19 protein-coding genes are annotated in these 19,463 nt (G+C 63.6%); 1 reads left to right on the plus strand and 18 read right to left on the minus strand.

Translation table 11 applies throughout. The features are described from left to right. Positions 1 to 64: 64 nt before the first annotated feature. The 14 genes from AC0L3E_RS06960 to AC0L3E_RS07025 form a co-directional block, all read right to left on the minus strand. Positions 65 to 289, minus strand: coding sequence for an alkylphosphonate utilization protein (locus tag AC0L3E_RS06960; RefSeq protein WP_013529641.1), 225 nt, complete (start codon positions 287 to 289; stop codon positions 65 to 67). A gap of 355 nt (positions 290 to 644) precedes the next feature. Then, positions 645 to 1,457: an NAD-dependent epimerase/dehydratase family protein gene (locus tag AC0L3E_RS06965; protein WP_473604512.1), complete on the minus strand. Its 813-nt coding sequence runs from the start codon at positions 1,455 to 1,457 to the stop codon at positions 645 to 647. A 3-nt stretch (positions 1,458 to 1,460) separates the two neighbouring features. Continuing rightward, complete coding sequence (locus tag AC0L3E_RS06970; RefSeq protein ID WP_473604513.1) at positions 1,461 to 2,663, minus strand: pyridoxal phosphate-dependent aminotransferase; 1,203 nt, start codon at positions 2,661 to 2,663, stop codon at positions 1,461 to 1,463. Then, positions 2,660 to 4,279 carry a hydantoinase B/oxoprolinase family protein gene (locus AC0L3E_RS06975; RefSeq protein ID WP_127320509.1) on the minus strand — a complete coding sequence of 540 codons (1,620 nt, stop codon included), beginning with the start codon at positions 4,277 to 4,279 and terminating at the stop codon, positions 2,660 to 2,662. The genes AC0L3E_RS06970 and AC0L3E_RS06975 overlap by 4 nt, the downstream gene beginning before the upstream one ends. Continuing rightward, entirely contained in the window at positions 4,276 to 6,369 is a 2,094-nt protein-coding gene (locus AC0L3E_RS06980) for a hydantoinase/oxoprolinase family protein (RefSeq protein WP_473604515.1), read from the minus strand. The genes AC0L3E_RS06975 and AC0L3E_RS06980 overlap by 4 nt, the downstream gene beginning before the upstream one ends. After that, positions 6,366 to 8,036 (minus strand): thiamine pyrophosphate-binding protein, encoded by a 1,671-nt coding sequence (locus AC0L3E_RS06985; RefSeq protein WP_473604516.1) that lies wholly within the window; start codon positions 8,034 to 8,036, stop codon positions 6,366 to 6,368. Before AC0L3E_RS06985 ends, AC0L3E_RS06980 begins: the two co-directional genes overlap by 4 nt. A gap of 95 nt (positions 8,037 to 8,131) precedes the next feature. Then, positions 8,132 to 9,562 carry an FAD-binding oxidoreductase gene (locus tag AC0L3E_RS06990; protein WP_473604517.1) on the minus strand — a complete coding sequence of 477 codons (1,431 nt, stop codon included), beginning with the start codon at positions 9,560 to 9,562 and terminating at the stop codon, positions 8,132 to 8,134. Positions 9,563 to 9,594: 32 nt separating this feature from the next. After that, positions 9,595 to 10,359: an amino acid ABC transporter ATP-binding protein gene (locus AC0L3E_RS06995; RefSeq protein WP_127267664.1), complete on the minus strand. Its 765-nt coding sequence runs from the start codon at positions 10,357 to 10,359 to the stop codon at positions 9,595 to 9,597. 11 nt (positions 10,360 to 10,370) lie between these two features. Beyond that, positions 10,371 to 11,450, minus strand: a complete 1,080-nt coding sequence (locus AC0L3E_RS07000; protein WP_127267663.1) for an amino acid ABC transporter permease — start codon at positions 11,448 to 11,450, stop codon at positions 10,371 to 10,373. A 3-nt stretch (positions 11,451 to 11,453) separates the two neighbouring features. Further along, on the minus strand, positions 11,454 to 12,617 hold the full coding sequence (locus AC0L3E_RS07005; RefSeq protein WP_127267662.1) for an ABC transporter permease subunit: 1,164 nt from the start codon (positions 12,615 to 12,617) through the stop codon (positions 11,454 to 11,456). An 82-nt stretch (positions 12,618 to 12,699) separates the two neighbouring features. Next, a complete protein-coding gene (locus AC0L3E_RS07010; protein ID WP_127267661.1) occupies positions 12,700 to 13,734 on the minus strand; it encodes an amino acid ABC transporter substrate-binding protein in 1,035 nt (344 codons plus the stop codon). Positions 13,735 to 13,820: 86 nt separating this feature from the next. Next, positions 13,821 to 14,771 (minus strand): LysR substrate-binding domain-containing protein, encoded by a 951-nt coding sequence (locus tag AC0L3E_RS07015; RefSeq protein WP_023810154.1) that lies wholly within the window; start codon positions 14,769 to 14,771, stop codon positions 13,821 to 13,823. A 96-nt stretch (positions 14,772 to 14,867) separates the two neighbouring features. Further along, complete coding sequence (locus AC0L3E_RS07020) at positions 14,868 to 15,617, minus strand: SDR family NAD(P)-dependent oxidoreductase (RefSeq protein ID WP_127397377.1); 750 nt, start codon at positions 15,615 to 15,617, stop codon at positions 14,868 to 14,870. An 11-nt stretch (positions 15,618 to 15,628) separates the two neighbouring features. After that, positions 15,629 to 16,339, minus strand: a complete 711-nt coding sequence (locus AC0L3E_RS07025) for an SDR family oxidoreductase (protein ID WP_127321703.1) — start codon at positions 16,337 to 16,339, stop codon at positions 15,629 to 15,631. On the opposite strand from AC0L3E_RS07025, the gene AC0L3E_RS07030 reads away from it, so the two are divergent. After that, positions 16,323 to 16,586: a hypothetical protein gene (locus tag AC0L3E_RS07030; RefSeq protein WP_128308765.1), complete on the plus strand. Its 264-nt coding sequence runs from the start codon at positions 16,323 to 16,325 to the stop codon at positions 16,584 to 16,586. The two genes, AC0L3E_RS07025 and AC0L3E_RS07030, sit on opposite strands and share 17 nt — an antisense overlap. Positions 16,587 to 16,628: 42 nt before the next feature. Here the strand turns inward: AC0L3E_RS07030 and AC0L3E_RS07035 are convergent, their stop codons facing one another. Genes AC0L3E_RS07035 through AC0L3E_RS07050 form a run of 4 tightly spaced genes read right to left on the minus strand, consistent with a single transcriptional unit; the run spans position 16,629 to position 19,458 of the window. Continuing rightward, positions 16,629 to 17,417, minus strand: coding sequence for a FadR/GntR family transcriptional regulator (locus tag AC0L3E_RS07035; protein ID WP_164898681.1), 789 nt, complete (start codon positions 17,415 to 17,417; stop codon positions 16,629 to 16,631). A 50-nt stretch (positions 17,418 to 17,467) separates the two neighbouring features. Further along, entirely contained in the window at positions 17,468 to 17,815 is a 348-nt protein-coding gene (locus tag AC0L3E_RS07040) for a RidA family protein (RefSeq protein WP_128308769.1), read from the minus strand. A 31-nt stretch (positions 17,816 to 17,846) separates the two neighbouring features. Then, positions 17,847 to 18,653, minus strand: a complete 807-nt coding sequence (locus AC0L3E_RS07045; RefSeq protein WP_473604518.1) for an SDR family NAD(P)-dependent oxidoreductase — start codon at positions 18,651 to 18,653, stop codon at positions 17,847 to 17,849. Then, positions 18,646 to 19,458, minus strand: a complete 813-nt coding sequence (locus AC0L3E_RS07050) for a shikimate dehydrogenase family protein (protein ID WP_473604519.1) — start codon at positions 19,456 to 19,458, stop codon at positions 18,646 to 18,648. Before AC0L3E_RS07050 ends, AC0L3E_RS07045 begins: the two co-directional genes overlap by 8 nt. Positions 19,459 to 19,463: the final 5 nt, after the last annotated feature.

Raw genomic sequence — 19,463 nt, forward strand, 5'->3', positions numbered from 1 at the left:
CTTGGCGACGGCAGGCTCTCCAAAATCCCGAAGGAGCCATCGAGATCGCTTGCCGCCTTGAGGCTCACGCCTTCTTCACGAACTCGGTCTTGAGCACCAGGCCTTTCACTTGCTTGGTGTTGCATTCGATCTCGCCGGGATTGCCGTTCAGGCGGATGGCCTTCACCAACGTGCCGCGCTTGATCGTCTCCGAAGTGCCTTTGACTTTGAGGTCTTTGATCAGCGTTACGGAATCACCGTCATTCAATTGAGCGCCATTGCTGTCGCGCACGATTACATCGTTCGGCATGCCATCTCCTGTGATTTGGATCCCACTACCAGATCAGATGAGAATCCCAAAACCGATGACGACCGGCAACCGTCAATATTTCAGGGGGCCCATCTGGTGGGCGGCGTGAAACATGTGCGACGAGAAGACGCTCAGCACGTAAATGCCTAAGTCTTCGACGCCCAAGGTGGATGAACGCTTGGGGGAAGTCCGGCATCGTCTGCAGGTACCGCTGCCAGATCTGATCCATGACCGTGGTCGGCGTGGCACATCGAAGCCGGCGCCGCCGACAACCTCCTCGATCTCCGCCACCACGCGTGAATCCGTCGCCTGCCGCATCTCGGCTTCCGCTCTGCGCCATCGAGCGGATTGGCAGCTACGCCTGTTTGTCGTCCGGATGGCCAAGCTCGCAGAACCACCCGCCCAGATACTTCACCGATGGCGCCTTGGGATCCGGAATCTGCGTCTTCGCCTCGACCGCTGCGCGGAACGGCTCGGCACTATCCTGCGGAGAAAACCCCAGATGGTTGGCGCCGCTGTTGTCGACCGTTTTCACCTTGTTGTCGGAAAGGCCGAAGGAGATCGTATGGCCGACGCGCGGCGCGGTGAGAGCTGCCTCGACCAGACGCACACAATCGGCGAAGGAGAGGTATGACCACAGCATGCGACGGTCCGCCGGTTCGGGGAAGGACGAAAAGATGCGCAGGCATGCCGTCTCGATGCCGAACTTGTCCCAGTAAAGCCGGCTCAGGCTCTCGACGAAGTTCTTCGACACGCCATAGAGGCTGTCGGGACGCACCGGCGCGTCGACGCCGATATGCGCCTCGACCTCGTGATAGCCGACGGCATGCACGGAGGAGGCATAGATGACTCGTTTCACCCCGTGTTTCCGGGCGCCCTCGTAGAGGTGATAGGAGCCGCGGATGCTGGAATCCAGGATGGTTTGCCATTCGCATTCGAGTGGTGCGCCGCCGAAATGCACGATCGCATCGCAATCCTTGGTGGCGGCAAACGTCGCCTCCATATCGGCGAGGTCGAAGACCGCTTCTTCCTCGTGTGGAGCAAGATCGCCGAACGGTTCGCGGCCGGCCAGGCGGATCGTTTTTGCCAGCGGCACCAGCCCCTTTCGCAGTTCCGAACCGAGGCGGCCGGCCGCGCCGGTGATCAGGATGCGTTCGTAATGCGGCATGATTTACTCCACTTGCGCGACGGCGGCGTTGATGCGCGCGATCGCTTCGGTCAGCACCTCTTCGCCGGTCGCGGTCGAGATGCGGAAATAGGGGGAAAGTCCATAGGCGGCGCCCGGCACCGAGGCCACGCGCCCTTCGTTCAGGAGATAATTCGCCACTGCCGTGTCGTCCTCGAGCACGACGCCTTTTGGGGTCCTGCGGCCGATCAGGCTGGCGCATCCGATATAGGCATAGAAGGCGCCTTCCGGTGGCGAAAGCGTAAGACCGTTGATCCGCCTGATGCCGTCGACGACAAGGTCGCGGCGCGCCTCGAACGCCTGCCGAAAGCGTGCCACCTCGTCCTGGGGGCCGTTGAGCGCGGCCACCGTCGCCGCTTGCGCGATCGAGCAGACGGACGTGCAGGACTGGCTCTGGATGATCGCCATCGCCCTGGTGAGCGGCGCCGGCCCGGCGGCATAGCCGGCACGCCACCCGGTCATCGCATAGGATTTGGAGACGCCGTTGACGATCAGGGTGCGGTCCCTGAGTTCCGGGCAAGCCTTGCCGAAGGAGACGAAGTCGCGTCCGTCGAACAGGATGTGCTCGTAAATCTCGTCGGAAAGCACCAGCACCTGCGGATGCCTTGCCAAAACCGCTCCGAGTGCCCGCAGGTCCGATTGCGAATATATGGCGCCGGAGGGGTTGCCGGGCATGTTGAGGAACAGCCATTTCGTCCTTGGAGTGATGGCTTTTTCGAGCAGCTCCGGCGTCAGCCGGAAGCCGGAAGTTTCCGGGCACTCGATAACGACAGGCGTGCCGCCGAGCAGCTTCACCATCTCGGGATAGGAGACGAAGTAGGGCGCCGGCAGGATCGCTTCGTCACCAGACTCCAGCGTCGCCATCAGCGCGTTGAAGATGATCTGCTTGGCGCCATTGGCCACGACGACGTCGTCCGCCGTGTAGTCCAGTCCGTTTTCGCGGCGGAACTTGCCGGCCACGGCTTCGCGCACCTCAGCCGTGCCGGCGGCACCCGTGTATAGCGTCTGGCCGGCCTTCGCGGCGAAATGCGCCGCTTCGATGATATGGCTCGGTGTCGGGAAATCCGGCTCGCCCAGGCCAAGATCGATAACGTCGACGCCCTTGGCGCGCAGGGCCTTGGCTGCTTGCGAAGCAGCCATGGACGCCGAAGGCTTCACCGCAGACAGGCGCGAGGCAATGTAGCTCATTTGCCGTTCTCCGAAATGTATTCCTTGGAGCGGTCGTTCGCCCGCGCCTCGGTGCTGCGCTTGGACGGATCGCCATAGCCGCCGCCGCCCGGCAATTGGAGGATCAGCCGACGGCCAGCCGGAACATGCTGCCAGCCTTTGGGTCGCATCTGCGTGCCATCGTCCAGCCTGACCACGCCGGCCACTCCAGGTCCGCCGCCGTTGCGCCCGTGGGCGGGATGATTGACGCGGTCGAACATGGCCGAGAAATCGAATTCATGGCCCTCGATCGCCTCGATTTCGATAACCTGCCCGAGCCCGCCGCGGAACTCGCCGTCGCCGCCGGAATCGGGCCGCAGCTCCTTGCGCCAGATGACGATCGGGCCGGTGTGCTCCGTTGCCTCGATCGGCATCGTATGGACGCCGGAGGGGAAGGCCGTCGCCGACAATCCGTCGAGGCCGGGGCGCGCGCCCATGCCGCCGGAATTGAACATCAACACCTCGGCGCGGCGGCCCGAACCGCCGGAGACCGGCCGAACCGAGATATGGATGTTCCACAGTGCGCCGGCGCCCTCGGCAAGGATCTTGCCGGGCATCGCCTTGGCGATCGCGCCGAGCACCAGATCGGGAACCATATGGCCGAAGATGTGCCTGAGCGCCACCGGCGCCGGCCGCACGGCGTTCAGGATGTTGACCGGAGACGACACGGTGAAGAAGGCGAGCGACGCGGCATTGTTAGGAATATCGGGCGCCACCACGCATTTCAACGCGTAGCAGGCATAGGCCTTGCTGTAGATGATCGGGCAGTTGATGCCCCATCGGCTCATCGGGTCGGTACCGGTGAAATCGACCTCGACGCCGGCGTCCCGAACCGTGACGGTCGCCGCGAGTTTCACCGGCTCGTCGTAGCCGTCGGTCACCAGCGCGTTCGACCAGCTGCCTTTGGGCATCGCCTTGATGCGTTCGACCATGGCGTCGCGTGTGCGCGAGAAGATGAACTCGCCAAGCCCGTCCAGCGATGCCAGGCCGATCTCCTTCATCATGTCGACGAGGCGTCGGTGGCCGACTTCGTTGCAGGCGGCGAGCGAATAGAAATCGCCGACGACCTGGTTCGGCTCGCGGACGTTGGCGCGCAGGATCCTGACGAGATCGAGATTGACCTTGCCCTTCTCCGCGAACTTCATGATCGGGATCTGGATGCCTTCCTCGTAGACCGACTTGCCGTCAGCGCCGAAGCCGCGCCCACCGACATCGACCACATGCGCCGTGCAGGCGAAGAACGCAACCAATTCGCCGTTCAGGAACGACGGCGACACCATGGTGATGTCGTGCAGGTGGCCCGTGCCCAACCAGGGGTCATTGGTGACGTAGGTGTCGCCCTCGAACATGGTTTCGCGCGGGATTTCGTTCATGAAATGCAGCACCGCCTCGGCCATGGTGTTGACATGGCCGGGCGTTCCCGTCACCGCCTGTGCCAGCATCTGGCCGCGGGGATCGAACACGCCCGCCGACAGGTCGCCGGATTCGCGCACCGATGTCGAGAAAGCCGTGCGCAGCAAGGTGAGGGCCTGCTCCTCGACCACCGAGATCAACCGGTTCCACATGACCTGCATGCGGATTTCACTGATGTCGCTCATGCCTGGCTGCCTTTGCGGATCAGAAGGATCGCGCCGTCGCTCTGGATGACGGCGTCGAAGCTCGTGGTGACGACGGTGGACGTCTCGCGTTCGACGATGATGACCGGGCCCGCCACCCGATCGCCGGTGCACAGCCCCTCCCGTTCGACGATGCCATAGGTCCGCGGCGCACCGCTGGCCGGATCGAACACCGCGCGGCTTGTTGCCGGCTGAGTGGTCCGCTTGCCGGTGATCAGCTCGTGCCTGGCGACAGCAGGCCGGACATCCGTCGCCTTCACGGACCAGGTGACGATCTCGATTTCCAGGCCGCCAAGTCCTTCGATGGCGCGGCCGAAGAAGCGTTGGTAATTCGCCTGGAACAAATCCTCGAGCGTGGTTGCGGCATCCTTGCCGAACGGCTTGTCCGGCAGCGGCACGGGGATTTCCCAGCCCTGGCCGGCGTAGCGCATGAAGGCGGTGATTTCGCATGTGATCGCACCGTTGGCCCCTGCCCGCACGAAGCTTTCGGCTGACACTTTGAGGTCGTCTAGCAAAGCATTGGCCTCGGCCGGCTTGAACTGCGACAGCCGCGTCAGCCGGGATGCCAGGGCTTCGTAGCCGAACGGAGCCTTGAGGAAGCCGATCGCCGATCCGACGCCCGCGCCCTTGGGGACGATGCACTGGTCGATGCCGAGTTTCTCGCAAAGCCTTGCGGCGTGAAGCGGGGCCGCGCCACCGAAGGCGATCATCACGTTGTCGGAAATGTTTTTGCCGTTTTCGACAGCATGGACGCGGGCGGCATTGGCCATGTTCTCGTCCACCACCTCGCAGATGCCGAAGGCCGTCGCCATGGCATCGAGCGACAGGCGTTCGCCGACATCGCGCAGGATCGCCTGTTCGGATGCGGACGTGTCCAGCCTGATGGCGCCGCCGGCGAAATTGTCGGGATCGAGCTTGCCGAGCACCAGGTCGGCATCTGTGATGGCCGGGCGCCTGCCGCCGCGGCCGTAGCAGGCCGGGCCAGGTTCCGATCCGGCACTTTCGGGACCGGTCTGGATGCGGCCCATGGCGTCGACCCAGGCGATCGAGCCGCCGCCGGCGCCGATCTCGATCATCTCGATCACGGGAATGGAGATCGGCATGCCGGAACCTTTGCAGAAGCGATAGGTACGCGCCACTTCGAAGGTTCTGGCGGTGCGCGGCGCATAATCCTCGATCAGGCAGATCTTTGCAGTGGTACCGCCCATGTCATAGGAGACGACCTTTTCCAGGCCGAATCGCCTGGCGATGTCGGCGGCGAAGATGGCGCCGCCGGCCGGGCCGGACTCAACGAGGCGCACGGGAAATTCCGAGGCCGTCTCCACCGAGATCAGACCGCCGCCCGAATGGATCATGAAGACCGGGCACTCGGCGCCCATCTCCTTCAAGCGGGTCTGGAAACGCGCGAGATAGTCCGCCATCTGCGGCCGCACATAGGCGTTGGCGCAGACCGTGTTGAAGCGTTCGAACTCTCGCATCTGCGGCGAGACTTCGGCGCTGATCGAAATCGGGATGGTAAGCTTGCGGGACAGGATAGCGCGTGCCCGGCGCTCATGATCAGGGTTGGTGTAGGCATGGATGAAGCCGATCGCCACGGAGCCGAAGCCGCCGGCCGCGATCCGGTCGGCAATGCCTTCCAGGGCGGCTTCGTCGAGCGGCTGAAGCTCCTGGCCTTCCGCACCGATCCGGCCCTTTACCGTGAAACGGTGCTCGCGCGGGATTAGCGGCGCCGGCAGCTGCAGGTCGAGGTCATACTGCTCGAAGCGGTTTTCCGTGCGCATCTCGATGACATCGCGGAACCCTTCGGTGGTGACCAGCGCGGTCTTGGCGCCACGGCGTTCGATGAGCGCATTCGTCGCCAGCGTCGTGCCGTGGATGATGATGCCGATCTCGGCAAGCGCGATACCGGCATCGCGCGTGACTACGGCAATGCCGTCCAGGATCGCCTGCTCGGGCGCCGCATAATTGGTCAACACCTTGGTGGAGAAGATCGTTCCCCTGAGGTCGAGCGCGACGTCGGTGAACGTGCCGCCGATGTCCGCGCCGAGACGGATGTCGTCTTTGGAGGTCATGCCTTGGCCTTCTGGGAAGCGAGCGCGGCGTCACGCATCTGGGAAAGGGTCTGTCGGGGCGTCAGCGCTTCGGGAGATATGGCGATGTCGAGGACCGCTCCCGTCACGGATCCGAGCGCCCGATCGAACGCCGCCGCGAAATCGCGCGTCGCCTCGACCCGCTCGGCATGGAAGCCATAGGCCTTTGCCAGTGTCACGAAATCAGGGTTTTCGAGCGACGTGCCCGAAACGCGCGCCGGATAGTGGCGCTCCTGATGGGCGCGGATCGTGCCGTAGATGCCGTTGTTGAGGATCAGCACGATCGGCTGCGCGCCAGCCTGCATGGCGGTTCCGAGTTCCTGGCAATTCATCTGGAAGTCGCCGTCGCCGGCAAAGCAGACGACCGTGCGTTCTGGAAACGCAACCTTGGCGGCAATTGCCGCCGGCAGGCCGTAGCCCATGGCGCCAGACTGCGGGGCGAGCAGCCGTGCGTCCGGCCCGAACTTGAAGAACTTGTTCGGCCAGACGGTGAAATTGCCGGCGCCGTTGGTGAGAATGACGTCGGCAGGCAGGTTTTCGCGCAGCCAGGCGCTGACCTCCACCATGTCCACCGGGCCGGGCTGGACGGGCGCGCCGAATGTCCCTTCATAGGCTTTGCGGGCCGCGGCGCGCCAGTCCGCCCAGCCGCCTTTGACGGGCGTCAACGCCCGGGCAAAAGCGTTCGGCCCGGCATGGATACCGATGGCCGGCACATACATCTTGCCGATCTCGCGATCGGAGCCATGGACATGGATCAGTTTCTGGCGCGGCACCGGCACGGACAGCAGCGTATAGCCATCCGTGGTCATCTCGCCAAAACGCACATTGACGGCCAGGATCACGTCGGCCTCGCGGAGCAGGGCTTTGACATGCGCCACCATGCCGACGCCGGCCTCGCCGACAAAGACCGGCGAATGGTTGTCGAACTGGTCCTGATAGCGAAAGGCCGCCACGACAGGGATGTCGGAAGCCTCTGCGAAAGCCTGTAGCGCCGCGCGTCCGTCCACGGTCCAGTTGGCGCCGCCCATGAGCAGGACCGGCCTCTCGGCCTTGGCCAGCAGCTTGAAGGCCGAAGCGATCGCTTCCGGCCCCGGCGCCGGCTCGAAAATGGCCGCCGGTGCGCTGAGCGGAGCCGCTTCGGTCATGGTGGTCAGCATGTCCTCGGGCAGCGCGACCACGACGGGACCAGGTCGTCCGGTCAATGCGGTCGTCCATGCCCGCGCCACAATCTCGGGCAGGCGCGCGACATCGTCGATCTCGACCGCCCATTTGGCGACCGTGCCGAACACCGCCCGGTAGTCGATTTCCTGAAACGCTTCGCGGCCCTTCATGTCGGTGCCGACCTGGCCGACGAACAGGATCATCGGCGAACTGTCCTGCATGGCCGTGTGAACGCCGATGCTGGCGTTGGTGGCGCCTGGGCCGCGCGTCACGAAACAGATGCCTGGCGAGCCGGTCAACTTGCCGTAGGCCGAGGCCATGAACGCCGCGCCGCCTTCATTGCGGCAAAGCGTGTAGTCCAGCTTTCCCTGCGTGTCGTGCAGCGCGTCCAGGACGGCCAGATAACTTTCTCCGGGCACGCCGAAGCTCCTGGTCGCGCCAAGCCCGATCAAGCACTCGACGAGAAGGCGGCCGCCATTGCGGATCATGCTTCGACATCCTCACTTTGGCGGCAGGTCGATCGAGCCTGCCTTCGGTTCATAGGTGCACGCAGGCGGTTCGGGGCGAAATCAAGAAATGCCGTCTATTCGAAAGTTTTTCTTTGCCGAGCAGCGTGCACCAGCACGCCCGGATTCATCGTGTCCCGTGGATCGAATGCATCCTTGAGCCGCGCCATGAGTTCGCGTTCCAATGGACTGCGGTTTCGGTCGGCCATGGCGATCTTTGCGCGGCCAAGCCCATGCTCGGCCGCGAAACTGCCGCCCAATTGCGTGGCGAGCGACGATAGCGCCTCGGCGAACCGCTCGGCCTTGCCGTCAAAATCGGCGCGGCCTTCCGGCGGCGACAGATTGTAGTGGATGTTGCCGTCGCCGAGATGCCCGAACGGGTTTATCCGCACGCCGGGAAGAATGTCGTCGCAGATCTCTGCGCCGGCCTCGGCGAAACGGGCGATAGCGCCCGGAGGCACCGAGATGTCGTGTTTCAGTTGCTCACCTTCCAGCCTCTGTCCTTCCGGCTGCTCTTCTCGCAGCCGCCAGAATTGTGCGCGATGCGCGCCCGTCGCCGCCAATGCTCCGTCCAGCACCAGGCCTTGCTCCATGCCCCACTCCAGCGCCGAAGCCAGTATCTCGTCGAGCGGAACGCGGGGGGCGCCCGATGCCAGTTCGACCAGCACATAGACCTCGCCGCGTGCCTCCAACTGGTAGGCTAGGTCGGGCAGGTGTTTCAGGGCCAGTCCCAGCCCGATGTCGGAGAAGAACTCGAGCCCGGTCAGGAATTCCCCCGCCTCGCCCCGCAGAAAGGTGCCAAACGAAACCGCCGCGGCGAAATCGGGCATGACGACAAGCGCGCTCGCCTGCCGCCGCGGCATCGGGTAGAGCCGCAGGATCGCGCGCGTCACGATGCCAAGCGTTCCTTCCGCGCCGCAATAGAGCTTGCGCAACTGATAGCCGGCATTGTCCTTCTGCACCGCGCGCAGCCCGTTCCATATCGCTCCGTCAGGGGTCACGACCTCCAGGCCAAGCACGAGGTCTTGCATCATGCCATACCGGAACGCCTGGCTGCCGCCGGCATTGGTGCCGACCAGGCCGCCGATCCTGGCGCTGCCTTCCGCGCCGAGATGCATCGGAAACATCAGGCCGTGCGGTTCCAGCGCCTCGTGCAGCGCGGCAAGCACGGCTCCCCCCTCGACGAGGATCGAGCCGCTGTCCAAGTCCGGTTTGCCGATCGCCGTCATGCGCGAAAGCGAAACGATCACCGCATCCGGCCGATCGGCGACGGCGCCGCCGCAAAGCCCGGTGTTGCCGCCTTGCGGCACGACCGCCAGGCCGGCCGCGTGGCATGTCTTTACGACACTGGCCACTTCGGAGGTATCCGCAGGCCTGGCCACGCCCAGAGCCGCGACGCCGTAGCGATCGAGCCAATCGCGCTGATAGGGCCTGGCATCGCTGCCCGAAAGCCAGCCTTTCGGTCCGAGCATCTCGCGCAAGGCGGTGACGGGATCAGTCACGGACATGGCTGCGGCCTGACGCGGGATCGTTGCATCGATCAGTGACCAAGCACCTGCGACAGGAACTGCCGCGTGCGCTCGTTGCGGGAGGAGGTGAAGAATTCATCGGGAGGCGCCTGTTCGACGATCTCGCCTCCATCCATGAAAATTACCCGGTCGGCAACCCGGCGCGCAAAACCCATCTCATGCGTGACGCAGATCATTGTCATGCCTTCGGAGGCGAGCGTGACTATGACGTCGAGCACTTCCGCGATCATTTCCGGGTCGAGCGCAGAGGTCGGCTCATCGAACAGCATGATCTCGGGCTGCATGCAAAGGGCACGCGCTATCGCGACCCGCTGTTGCTGGCCGCCGGACAATTGACCGGGATACTTCATCGCCTGTTCGGGAATGCGTACCTTCTCCAGATAGCGCCGGGCGGTCGCCTCGGCATCCGCGCGCGGCACCTTGCGTACGATCATGGGCGCGAGCATGCAGTTCTCCAGCACCGTCATGTGTGGAAACAGGTTGAAGTGCTGGAACACCATGCCGACTTCCCGCCTGATCCCGTCGATGTTGCCGACATCGTCGTTGAGCTCGGTGCCGAGCACGGTGATCCGGCCGCCATTGTGCTGCTCCAGACGGTTGATGCAGCGGATCATGGTGGACTTGCCGGAGCCGGACGGGCCGCAGACGACGATCCTCTCGCCGCGATCCACGGACAAGCTCACCTTTCGCAGCGCCTGGAATGTCCCGTAATATTTGTCGAGATTTTCGATCAGCACCGCGGGGCCGCTGGATCGGGGCGAGTTTCCTGAAATCACGTAAACGCCCCCTATCGTTCGCCGACCGACATACGGCGCTCGAGAAAAGCGCCATAGCGGGACAGGCTGAACACGAAGATGAAGTAGATGAAGGCGATGAAGGCATAGACCTCGACATAGGCGAAGCGCCACTCGCCGGTGCCGTAGGCGGCATTGCCGGAGGCCAGGATCTCGAAGAAGCCGACGATGATCACCAGCGAGGTTTCCTTGAACGAGATCACGAACTGGTTGATCGTCGCCGGCAGCGCATTGCGCATGGCCTGCGGTAGAAGAATGCGGCCGACGCGCTGCCAATAGCGCATGCCAAGCGCCATGGCTGCCTCTTCTTGCCCACTGGGAACGCCCTGCATCCCACCCCTGACGATCTCCGCCTGGTAGGCGGAAAAAAACAGGGCCGAGCCCAGGATCACCCGGTACAGCTTGTCGCCCACCAGCCATTGCGGCAGTGCGAACGGCAGCACGATGGCGAAGGTGAACAGGATCGAGATCAGAGGCAATGAACGCACCCCGTCGATGATGAGGCCGGTGGTGCGGGAAATCCATGGCAGGCCGGAGCGGCGCAGCAGCGCCAGGCAGATCGCCAGCGGGAAGCCGATCAGGCAGGTGGTCACGAAGATGAACAGGGTCAGCGCCAGTCCGCCCCAGGCCTCCTCGCCGACATAGGGCAGACCAAGCACGCCGCCCTTCATCAGCACGTAGAAAAGCGCCGTTCCGGCTCCCCATACGAGTGCGATGCGGCGACCCGTCCAGAAGGCTGGAACGCAACTTAGCACCGTCATGACCACGACGATCAGGCAAGCCAGGGCCGACCGCCACTGCTCGTCATAGGGATAGAGGCCGAACAGGATGATGCGCCATCGCGCGGCAATGACCGACCAGCAGGCTCCCGCCGCCGCTTGGCAGGCTTCGGGTCCGCCGCTCGTCGTGAAGACAGCCGAGAAAACCGCCCAATTCAGGAGCTTCCAGGCCAGGAAGACCATGACCGCCAGGGAAGCCAGCGACAGCAATGCCTGCAGGGGCGTCGCAAAGAAGCGCCGCCTCAGATCCTCGATCTTGCCAATGGCAGGAGGGGCGACAACGACCATTTCCATCCCTCACCCCCTCAACTGGTTGCCCTTGAGGGCGATTGCTTTGTTGATGCGGTTGAAGATGGCGGCGAGGCTGAGGTTGATGACGAGGAAGCCAGCCATCAGGATGCCGATCGCTTCGATTGTCTGGCCGGAATGGTTGATCGTCAGCGCCACGATCATGAAGAAATCGGTGAAGCCCACCGCGATGCCCATTGTGGTCGCCTTCATCAGCCAGACATACTGGTTGGCGAGGATTGGCAGCATGGCGCGTAGTGCCAGCGGCAGCCGCACCAGCATGAAGACCCGCCACGGGCCGAGGCCCAGGGAAAGAGCCGCCTCGACCTGGCCCTTGCCGACAGCCTTGAACCCGCCGCGCACGATCTCGGCGATGTAGGAGCCGCCATAGATGGCGATCGCGATGGCCAGTGTCGCAAACTCCGGCGGAATGCGCAGGCCGCCTCGCAGATTGAGACCTTGCAGCGCCGGAAAATCGAGCAGCGGCGAGTCGGCCAGGCGGCCGGCCACCAGAACGATGGCCGCGCAGGCAAGTGCCGCCGCCGTGCCGGCAAGCTGAATGCCGCCACGCTGGCCGACCGGCAGGCTGAGGCGCGATGTCCTGCCCAGCCAGATCGGCAGCGCGATGGCGGCAATCACAGCCAATGTCGCCGCAGCGAGCGCGGCGCTGCTGATATTGGGGAACGGGATGTAAAGCCCCCGGCTGGTGAGGAGAAAGCCCCATCCCTCATGCGCGGCGCGCGGCGTCGGCAGATGGGTGATGACGGCATACCAGAAAAAAACCTGGAGGATCAGCGGGATGTTTCGGAAGATGTCCACATAGGTGCGGCCGAGCAGCCGGGCCAATTCGTTCGAGGATGTCCGCGCCAGGCCGACGATCGTTCCGACGATCGTCGCCAGCGTCAGGCCGACGGTTCCCAGAAACAGCGTATTGATGATCCCGATGAGGAAGTACCACCAATAAGGGTCGTTGGCCGTGGCGGGCAGCAGCGAGAAGTTCAGGTCCCAGCCCGTCGACTTGAACAGGAAGTCGAATCCGGAGGTGATCCCCTGCGCCGCCAGGTTCTGTCTGGCGATCACAATGCCGGCAAGCACCATCGCGGCGATCGAGCCGACATACAGGATCTGCAACAGTGCGTTGCGGACTTTTTGATTTCTCAGCAGGCTGACCATTCAGAAATCCTTCCCGAATTGCCGCGCGATCCCGCCCGGCGGGAGCCGGGCGGGACCTGGAGCGGGATGCGTTCAGAACGGATCAATCAACAACCAGCGGGAACAGGACACCGCCATTGTTCCACAAATTGGTCAGTTCGCGATCCATCTTGTAGGGCGAGTCCTTGCCGAGATCGCGATCGAAGATTTCGCCGTAGTTGCCGACGTTCTTGATCACCTTGTAGGCCCAGTCGTCGGAGAGCCCGAGACCCTTGCCCATGCCTGGCGTGACGCCGAGGAATTTGGCGACCTGCGGTGAAGTCGGCTTGGCCTTTATCTCGTCGACGTTCTTCGAGGTGATGCCTTCCTGCTCGGCAAAGATCAGCGTGCTCAGCGTCCAGTTGGCGATGTCGACCCAGTTGTCGTCGCCTTGCCGCATGATCATGACTTCAGGCTCGACGGCGAGCACGTCGGGGAGGATGACATGGTCGTCGACCTTGCTCTTGGCGATGCGCGCAATGGCCAGTGTCGGACCCCACTGCGCATAAAGATCGCAGCGTCCCGAGAAATAGGCCTGCTCGAGCTCCTCGGTCTTCTCGATGAGCACCGGTTCGAGCTTGATGCCGAGCTTGGCAGTATAGGCAGCGACCTGCTGTTCCTGCGAGGTGCCGGCGGGAATGCAGATCGTGCCGCCGGCGGCATCCTTGAGCGACTTGAGGTTCAGCTCCTTGTGCGCCATCACCTTGGTGGTCCCGAGATAGTAGGACATGGAGAACTGCAGCCCAAGTTCGGTGTCGCGGCTGAGCGTGCCGCCCGAGGCCTTGACGATGATGTCGACATCGCCGGACTGCAGGGCCGGCCAGCGCTGGGCCCAGCTGATAGGAACGACTTTCAGCTTCGCAGGGTCGCCGAACACGGCCGCGGCCACCGCCTTGCAGAGGTCGATGTCCATGCCCTTCCAGTTGCCCTTGTCGTCCACCTCGGCGAAGCCGAGATAGGAGCCGTCATGGCCGGTGCAGTTCAGCATGCCGCGTGCCTTGACGGTTTCGAGCGTCTTGCCGCCGGCGGCTTCCGCCGGCGCCGCAAAATGCACGAGGCCAAGGGCCAGGGCCGAAGCCCCCCATTTCATCATTTTCATGTTCCGTCTCCACTGTTGAAGTTGTTTGGTTTCTTGTTGTTGGAGGCCCGAAAGGCGTCTTTCAGGCCTCGGTCTCGAAGCCGCTTCTAGTCGGAAAGCGGGGCCGGTTTCGGTAACGAGGAAATCGTGAGGTCGCCGCGCCAATCCTGCTGAGCCAGCCATCGGTGAAGTGCCGCGACCGCCTTCACGCGCAGATGTCCGCGTGGGACGACAAGATAGAAGCCCGGGACTTCCTCCGGCTTCATGTCGGCAATGGCGTCGCGGCCGATCGGCGCGACCAGCGTGCCCGCCCGGAAATCTTCCTCGGCATCGATGACGGAAACCAAGCCCACACCTATGCCTTGCAAGGTCGCCCGGCGCATGGTCGCGGCGTCGTCGAAGCTGATGCTGCGGTCGCCATCCGTCAGTTCCACGCCAAGGTGGCGCAATATGTCCGGCCACAGACGCTTCGACTTGACGGTGTCGAGCAACGTGAACTGTGTCAGATCATGCGCCGACTTGATCCTTTCGCCGATCGCCGGCGTGCAGCAGATGATCTTCGGATCCGGCACCAGCAACGTGGTTTCATAGTCGGACCAGTTGCCGTAGCCCCACTGGACCGTCATATCGATATCGTCGCGCCCGAAATCGGGCAGGTCGACCATGGTCGTCAGGCGCAGGTCCGCGCCCGGCAAGATTTCCCGGAACAACGAAAGCCGCGGCAGGAGATAATGCGTGGCGAAGTATGGGCTCGCATTCAGGTTGATGCGGTCCCGATAGTTCGACTTGGTGACGCGGCGAACGCCTTCGGCAAACTCGTTGAAGCCGGCTTTGACATAGTGCGACAGAAGAATGGCCGACTCGGTCAGTTCGATCGACCGGCCCTTACGCTCGAACAGCGTTACCTGGAGCGTATCCTCCAGAAGCTTGATCTGCTGTCCGACGGCCTGCGGCGTGACCAGCAATTCATCCGCCGCCTGCCGAAAGCTCTTGTGCTGCGCGACCGCGTGGAACACGCGCAGAGCATTCAGCGAGGGAAGGCGCAGCTTGCCGGTCATCGAAAATTCCGTTCCTTTCCCTGCTTGTGGCCCGGTCGGTCATGCACTGCCTCGGTCATGCACTGCCAGAGTTCAGTCGCCCGCGGCGAAAGAGACTTAGGCGTATATGTAACCACCTGAAACAATTACGTTTTCACCGGTCATGTAAGTGTTCTTGGGGCTGCCCGTCATCAGCACCCATTCGGCAATCTCCTTTGGCTCGGCACCGCGGCCGAGCGGGCTCGCCTTGGCCAGTTCCTCCAGGAAGCCGAGCGCTTTCGCCTTCTCCGTCGCCATGCCGGCCGGCGCCACCGAATTCACCAGAATGCCGTCCTTCGCCACGTGATGGGCAAAGGATCGGGTAAGGCTGACGACGGCGGCCTTGGTCGCCGCATAGTGAGCGTTCTGCGGATGCGCCTTGAAGGCGTCGACCGAGGTCAGGTTCACGATCCGGCCGCGGACGCGGCTCTTCGGCTCCTGCGATTGCATGTGGCGAACCGCCGCCACCATCATGTGGTAGGTGCCCTTGATGTTGATGCCGTTGGAGGCATCCCAGTCGGCGTCGGTGATTTCGAGGAGCGGGCGGCGAGGGTAGATCGCGGCACAATTGATCAGCGTGTCGACGCGCCCGAGTTTCGAAACGATCGCCTCGAATGCGGCGTGGCACTGTGGGCCTACCTGGATGTCGCAAAGGGCGGTCGCGGTAGGCAGTCCGCTGGCCTTCGCGGTCGCCAGCGCGGACTCGGCGGCTTCCTGGTTGATGTCGATGATGCCGATCTTTGCCGCTCCGGCCTCGACAGCCATCTCGGCTAAGAGGGCACCGAGGCCGGCACCACCGCCAACGATCAGAACGGAAAGATCTTTCATCCCAGTTTTCCTTACTTGGTACCGCTTGGCGAGGTTGGCCAAGTCGGCATGATGTCGAAACGGGTAACGTCGGCCCATGCGGGGAGCCCAAGCACAGCGACGACCATCCTGGCCACGTCATCCGGCTGCACCACTTTGCTGGCGTACATGGCTGCGCGCGCGTTGGCGTCGAGGATGTCCTGGTAGAGCTGCGTCTCGACACGGCCGGCAACGATCTCGGTGACGCGTACGCCCGATGGGGAGAGGTCGGCGCGCAGCGCTGCTGCAAAGCCTGATATCGCCGCCTTGGTCGCTGAATAGACGGCAATGTTGGAGTATGCCGCGTGGCCCGCCGTGGAGCCGGTGAACAATACATGCCCGGACTGCCGCTCGCGCATTTGCGGGACGACGAGGCGCGTGAGCAGGATTGCCGCGCTGAGGTTCACCTCGAGCGTGGTGTCGATGTCAGCGATCTTCATATCGGCGAAGTTGCCGAGCGGCGGCATGACCCCGGCATTGTTGATCAGCACGTCGATGGTGAGATCCGCCAGGGCCGCTTCCAGGGCCTCGCGGTCGGTGACGTCGACGGCAATCGGCACGATGCCGGGCCGCTGTGCCTGCAGCTCCTTGAGCGCGGCCTGGCTGCGCCCGACCGCATAGACGTCGTAGCCGGCGTCGCTCAGCGCGATCGCAATGGCCCGCCCTATGCCGCTCGTCGCACCGGTGATGAAGGCTGTCGTCACGTGGGCTTTCCTGATTGTCTGTTTTCAGTTTGCGGCCCGGGCCGATGCCGCGAAACCAAGAAAACCAGCAAAAAGGAAAGATAAACTTTCGAAAATTTCGGATGCCCCCAAAATCCCTTGGGGTGTTCGGATAACCGCAGCAGCCGAAAACCCAGGGAAACGCTGGCAAGCTGGCGCCTTCAGCCCTTGGGAAACCCGCGCAGCCGGTGACGGAACAAAAAACACGGCTTTCGCAATGGATGTCTAATTTTCGGCCCAGGCGCGCCGATGCGATCGAATTCGCGAGGCCTCATCCGCCCGTCGAGACAGGCCTTTTCATGTCGGTGAAAAGTGAGGCCGCCGCCGCCTTCTGCTCGGCTTCGATTGCCTCCACGCCAGAGGCTCGGGCCAGGGCGCGCACCCGCCCGAGACTGTTGTGCAGGTGCTTGCGCATGGCCTGGCGGGCGGCGCGGCCATCCTGCCTTTCGATGGCGTCGACGATTGTCTTATGTTCGCTGTGTATGCGCGCGTAGTAGCTGTCCTTGAGTTCGGGCGTGACCACATAGCCGAGCTGGAAGCGCGGGACGATCATCGGCCCGAGATAGCTTAGGAAACCGTGAATGAATTCATTTCGTGCCGCCTTGGCGATCGCCAGGTGGAAATCATAGTCGTAGTGGATCTGGACGACGGCGGGATCGGCCTGCTGGGCGTCGACCTGTTCCATCAGGGTGCGGATCGCGCTGGCTTCCGCATCGGTGCGCCGTTCCGCGCACAATCCTGCCGATTCCACCTCGACGCTCAACCTCAGCTCGAGCAGCGCAATGGTTTCCGGCAAGGTCCTGAGCGCTTCGTCCGGTATCGAGAAGTTGCGCGGCGCCGGCGTCTCGCTGACGAACATGCCGCGCCCCTGCTGCGGCACCACCAGGCCTTCGGAACGCAGTCGCGCCACAGCTTCCCGCACCACGGTGCGGCTGACATCGTACTCGGCGCAAAGCTCCGCCTCAGTCGGCAATTGCGCGCCGGGCAGCAGCTGTCCGGAACGGATCTTCTCGGACAGGCTCTCCGCCACGACGGTGGAAAGCGGCTTGCGCTTCGTCATCAGTCTCCCTCTCGCCAGATTCGGGATGATGCCCGAACCGGCAGGACCATTCAAACCGCCGCGGTGACGATCAGCTCGACCAGCATTCCGGGCTTCGCCATCCGTCCTTCGCCCGATGAGCGCGCCGGTGCGTGCTCCCCGGGCATCCAGGCGTCCCACACCGCATTGACCTCGTCGAAATCCCTGATGTCGTCCAGCCACATCTGCACATGAAGGATGCGGGTCTTGTCCGTGCCCGCCTTGCCAAGCAGCGCATCGATCTTGCCGAGCACCTCGCGCATCTGGTTGGCCGCGGACTGGCCGGGCCTCGCGACCTGGCCGGTGAGGTAGAGCGTGCCGTTATGGATGACGCCATGGTGGATGCGGGTATCGAAGTCGAAGCGCTGGATGTCGCTCACTGGCGGGATATTGATCACTGGATTATCCTTGTCAGATAGCCGGCGTTTGCCGGATGGGATTTCCCTGCAGATATTGTGCGTAAGGCGCCTGAACCAGCCAGCCGGCGTCGACCGGCAAGGTGACGCCGGTAATCGAAGCAGCGCGCTCCGAGCAGAGGAACAATGCCGCCTCGGCGACATCGCGCGGCTCGACGAAGCGTCGCAGTGCCGTGGTGGCCTGTATGGCTTCGGGATTGCGTTCACCCCTGGCGATCTTGGTCTTCAAACCATCGGAAAGTGTATAGCCGGGCGCGACCGCATTGACGCGAACGCCATGCGGGCCGAGTTCGGCGGCGAGGATCTGGGTCAGGGCCAGGACTGCATGCTTTCCCGGCGTGTAGGCCGGCAGCGACAGCGGCGCGAAAGAGGCGAGCGAGCCGACATTCAGGATCGCGCCTCGCTTGGCGGCCGACATCAGCCGGCCAAACACCTGGCACCCCAACAGCGTGCCGCGATAATTCACCCGCCACATCTTCTCGTCCTCGTCCAGATCCTGATCAAGGACGTACTTGCCGCTCTGCAAGATGCCGGCGCAGTTGACGACGACGTGAGGCGTGCCGAACCTGTCGCTGACAATCCGTGCCAGAGCCTCGACTGAGCCGCTATCTGCGACATCTGTCTGGACAAACAGCGCACGCGGCGCGCCCGCCGCCTGGCAGGAGCCGGCCGCCTCATTGCCCCTCGTCGCATCCCGGCCGGAGACGACCACATGATAACCGTCTTCTGCGAAGCGCTGCGCGATAGCGCGTCCGATGCCGGAGGTGCCGCCGATGACGACGGCAGTCGGTGTCTCAGCCATGGCCGCGGTCCTTGCCTTCGATGTCGAAGAATTCGGACATCGCCCGGACCTGGAAATCCATCATCGGGCGCCCCGGTTGAACGCGGCAGCCGACCCCCTTGGCCGCCCGCAGCAGAGCGGTTTCCGCAGGCTCCATGATGATGTCCACGACCGTCATATCCGGGGTCAGCCGGCTGACGTCAAGCGGCAGCGGATCGCCGGCATGCATGCCGACAGGCGTGGCGTTGATCGCCATATGCATGCCGGAAGGCTCGGCCTCTCCGACCTGGATGCGGCATTTCGGGAACGCGCGGCCAACCAGCGCCGCGAGTTTCCCGGCACGCACCGTATCGATGTCTGTAAGGCGGATTTCGTCGGCGCCGGCTTCCGCGAGACAATAGGCGAGCGAGGCACCGGCGCCACCGGCACCGACTTGAAGAATACGGCGACCGGCGATCTGATGCCCGTTCGCCTTGAGCGCATCGATGAAGCCGACGCCGTCGAAATTGTCGGCATACCAGCTGCCATCCGGCAGCCGTCGCACCGAGTTGGCGCTTTCCACCCGCGAGGCGCGGTCATGCGCGGCAGAGCATTTGTGGTAGACCGCAACCTTGTACGGCACCGAGATGATCACGCCCCTGATATTCTCGGCTGCCGTGATGCCGGCCCAGAAGGTCTCGAAATCCTCCGGGCGGCAGCTCAAGGGCACCATGAGGCTGTCGAGGCCCTTCTGCTCGAAGATCTCGTTGAATATGCCGGGACTCTTGGCATGGGCCACGGGATGGGCCAGCATCACGAAGATCTCGGCCTTGCCGGTTCCGCGCATCGGTT

It is taken from the genome of Mesorhizobium sp. WSM4822 (assembly GCF_055811155.1).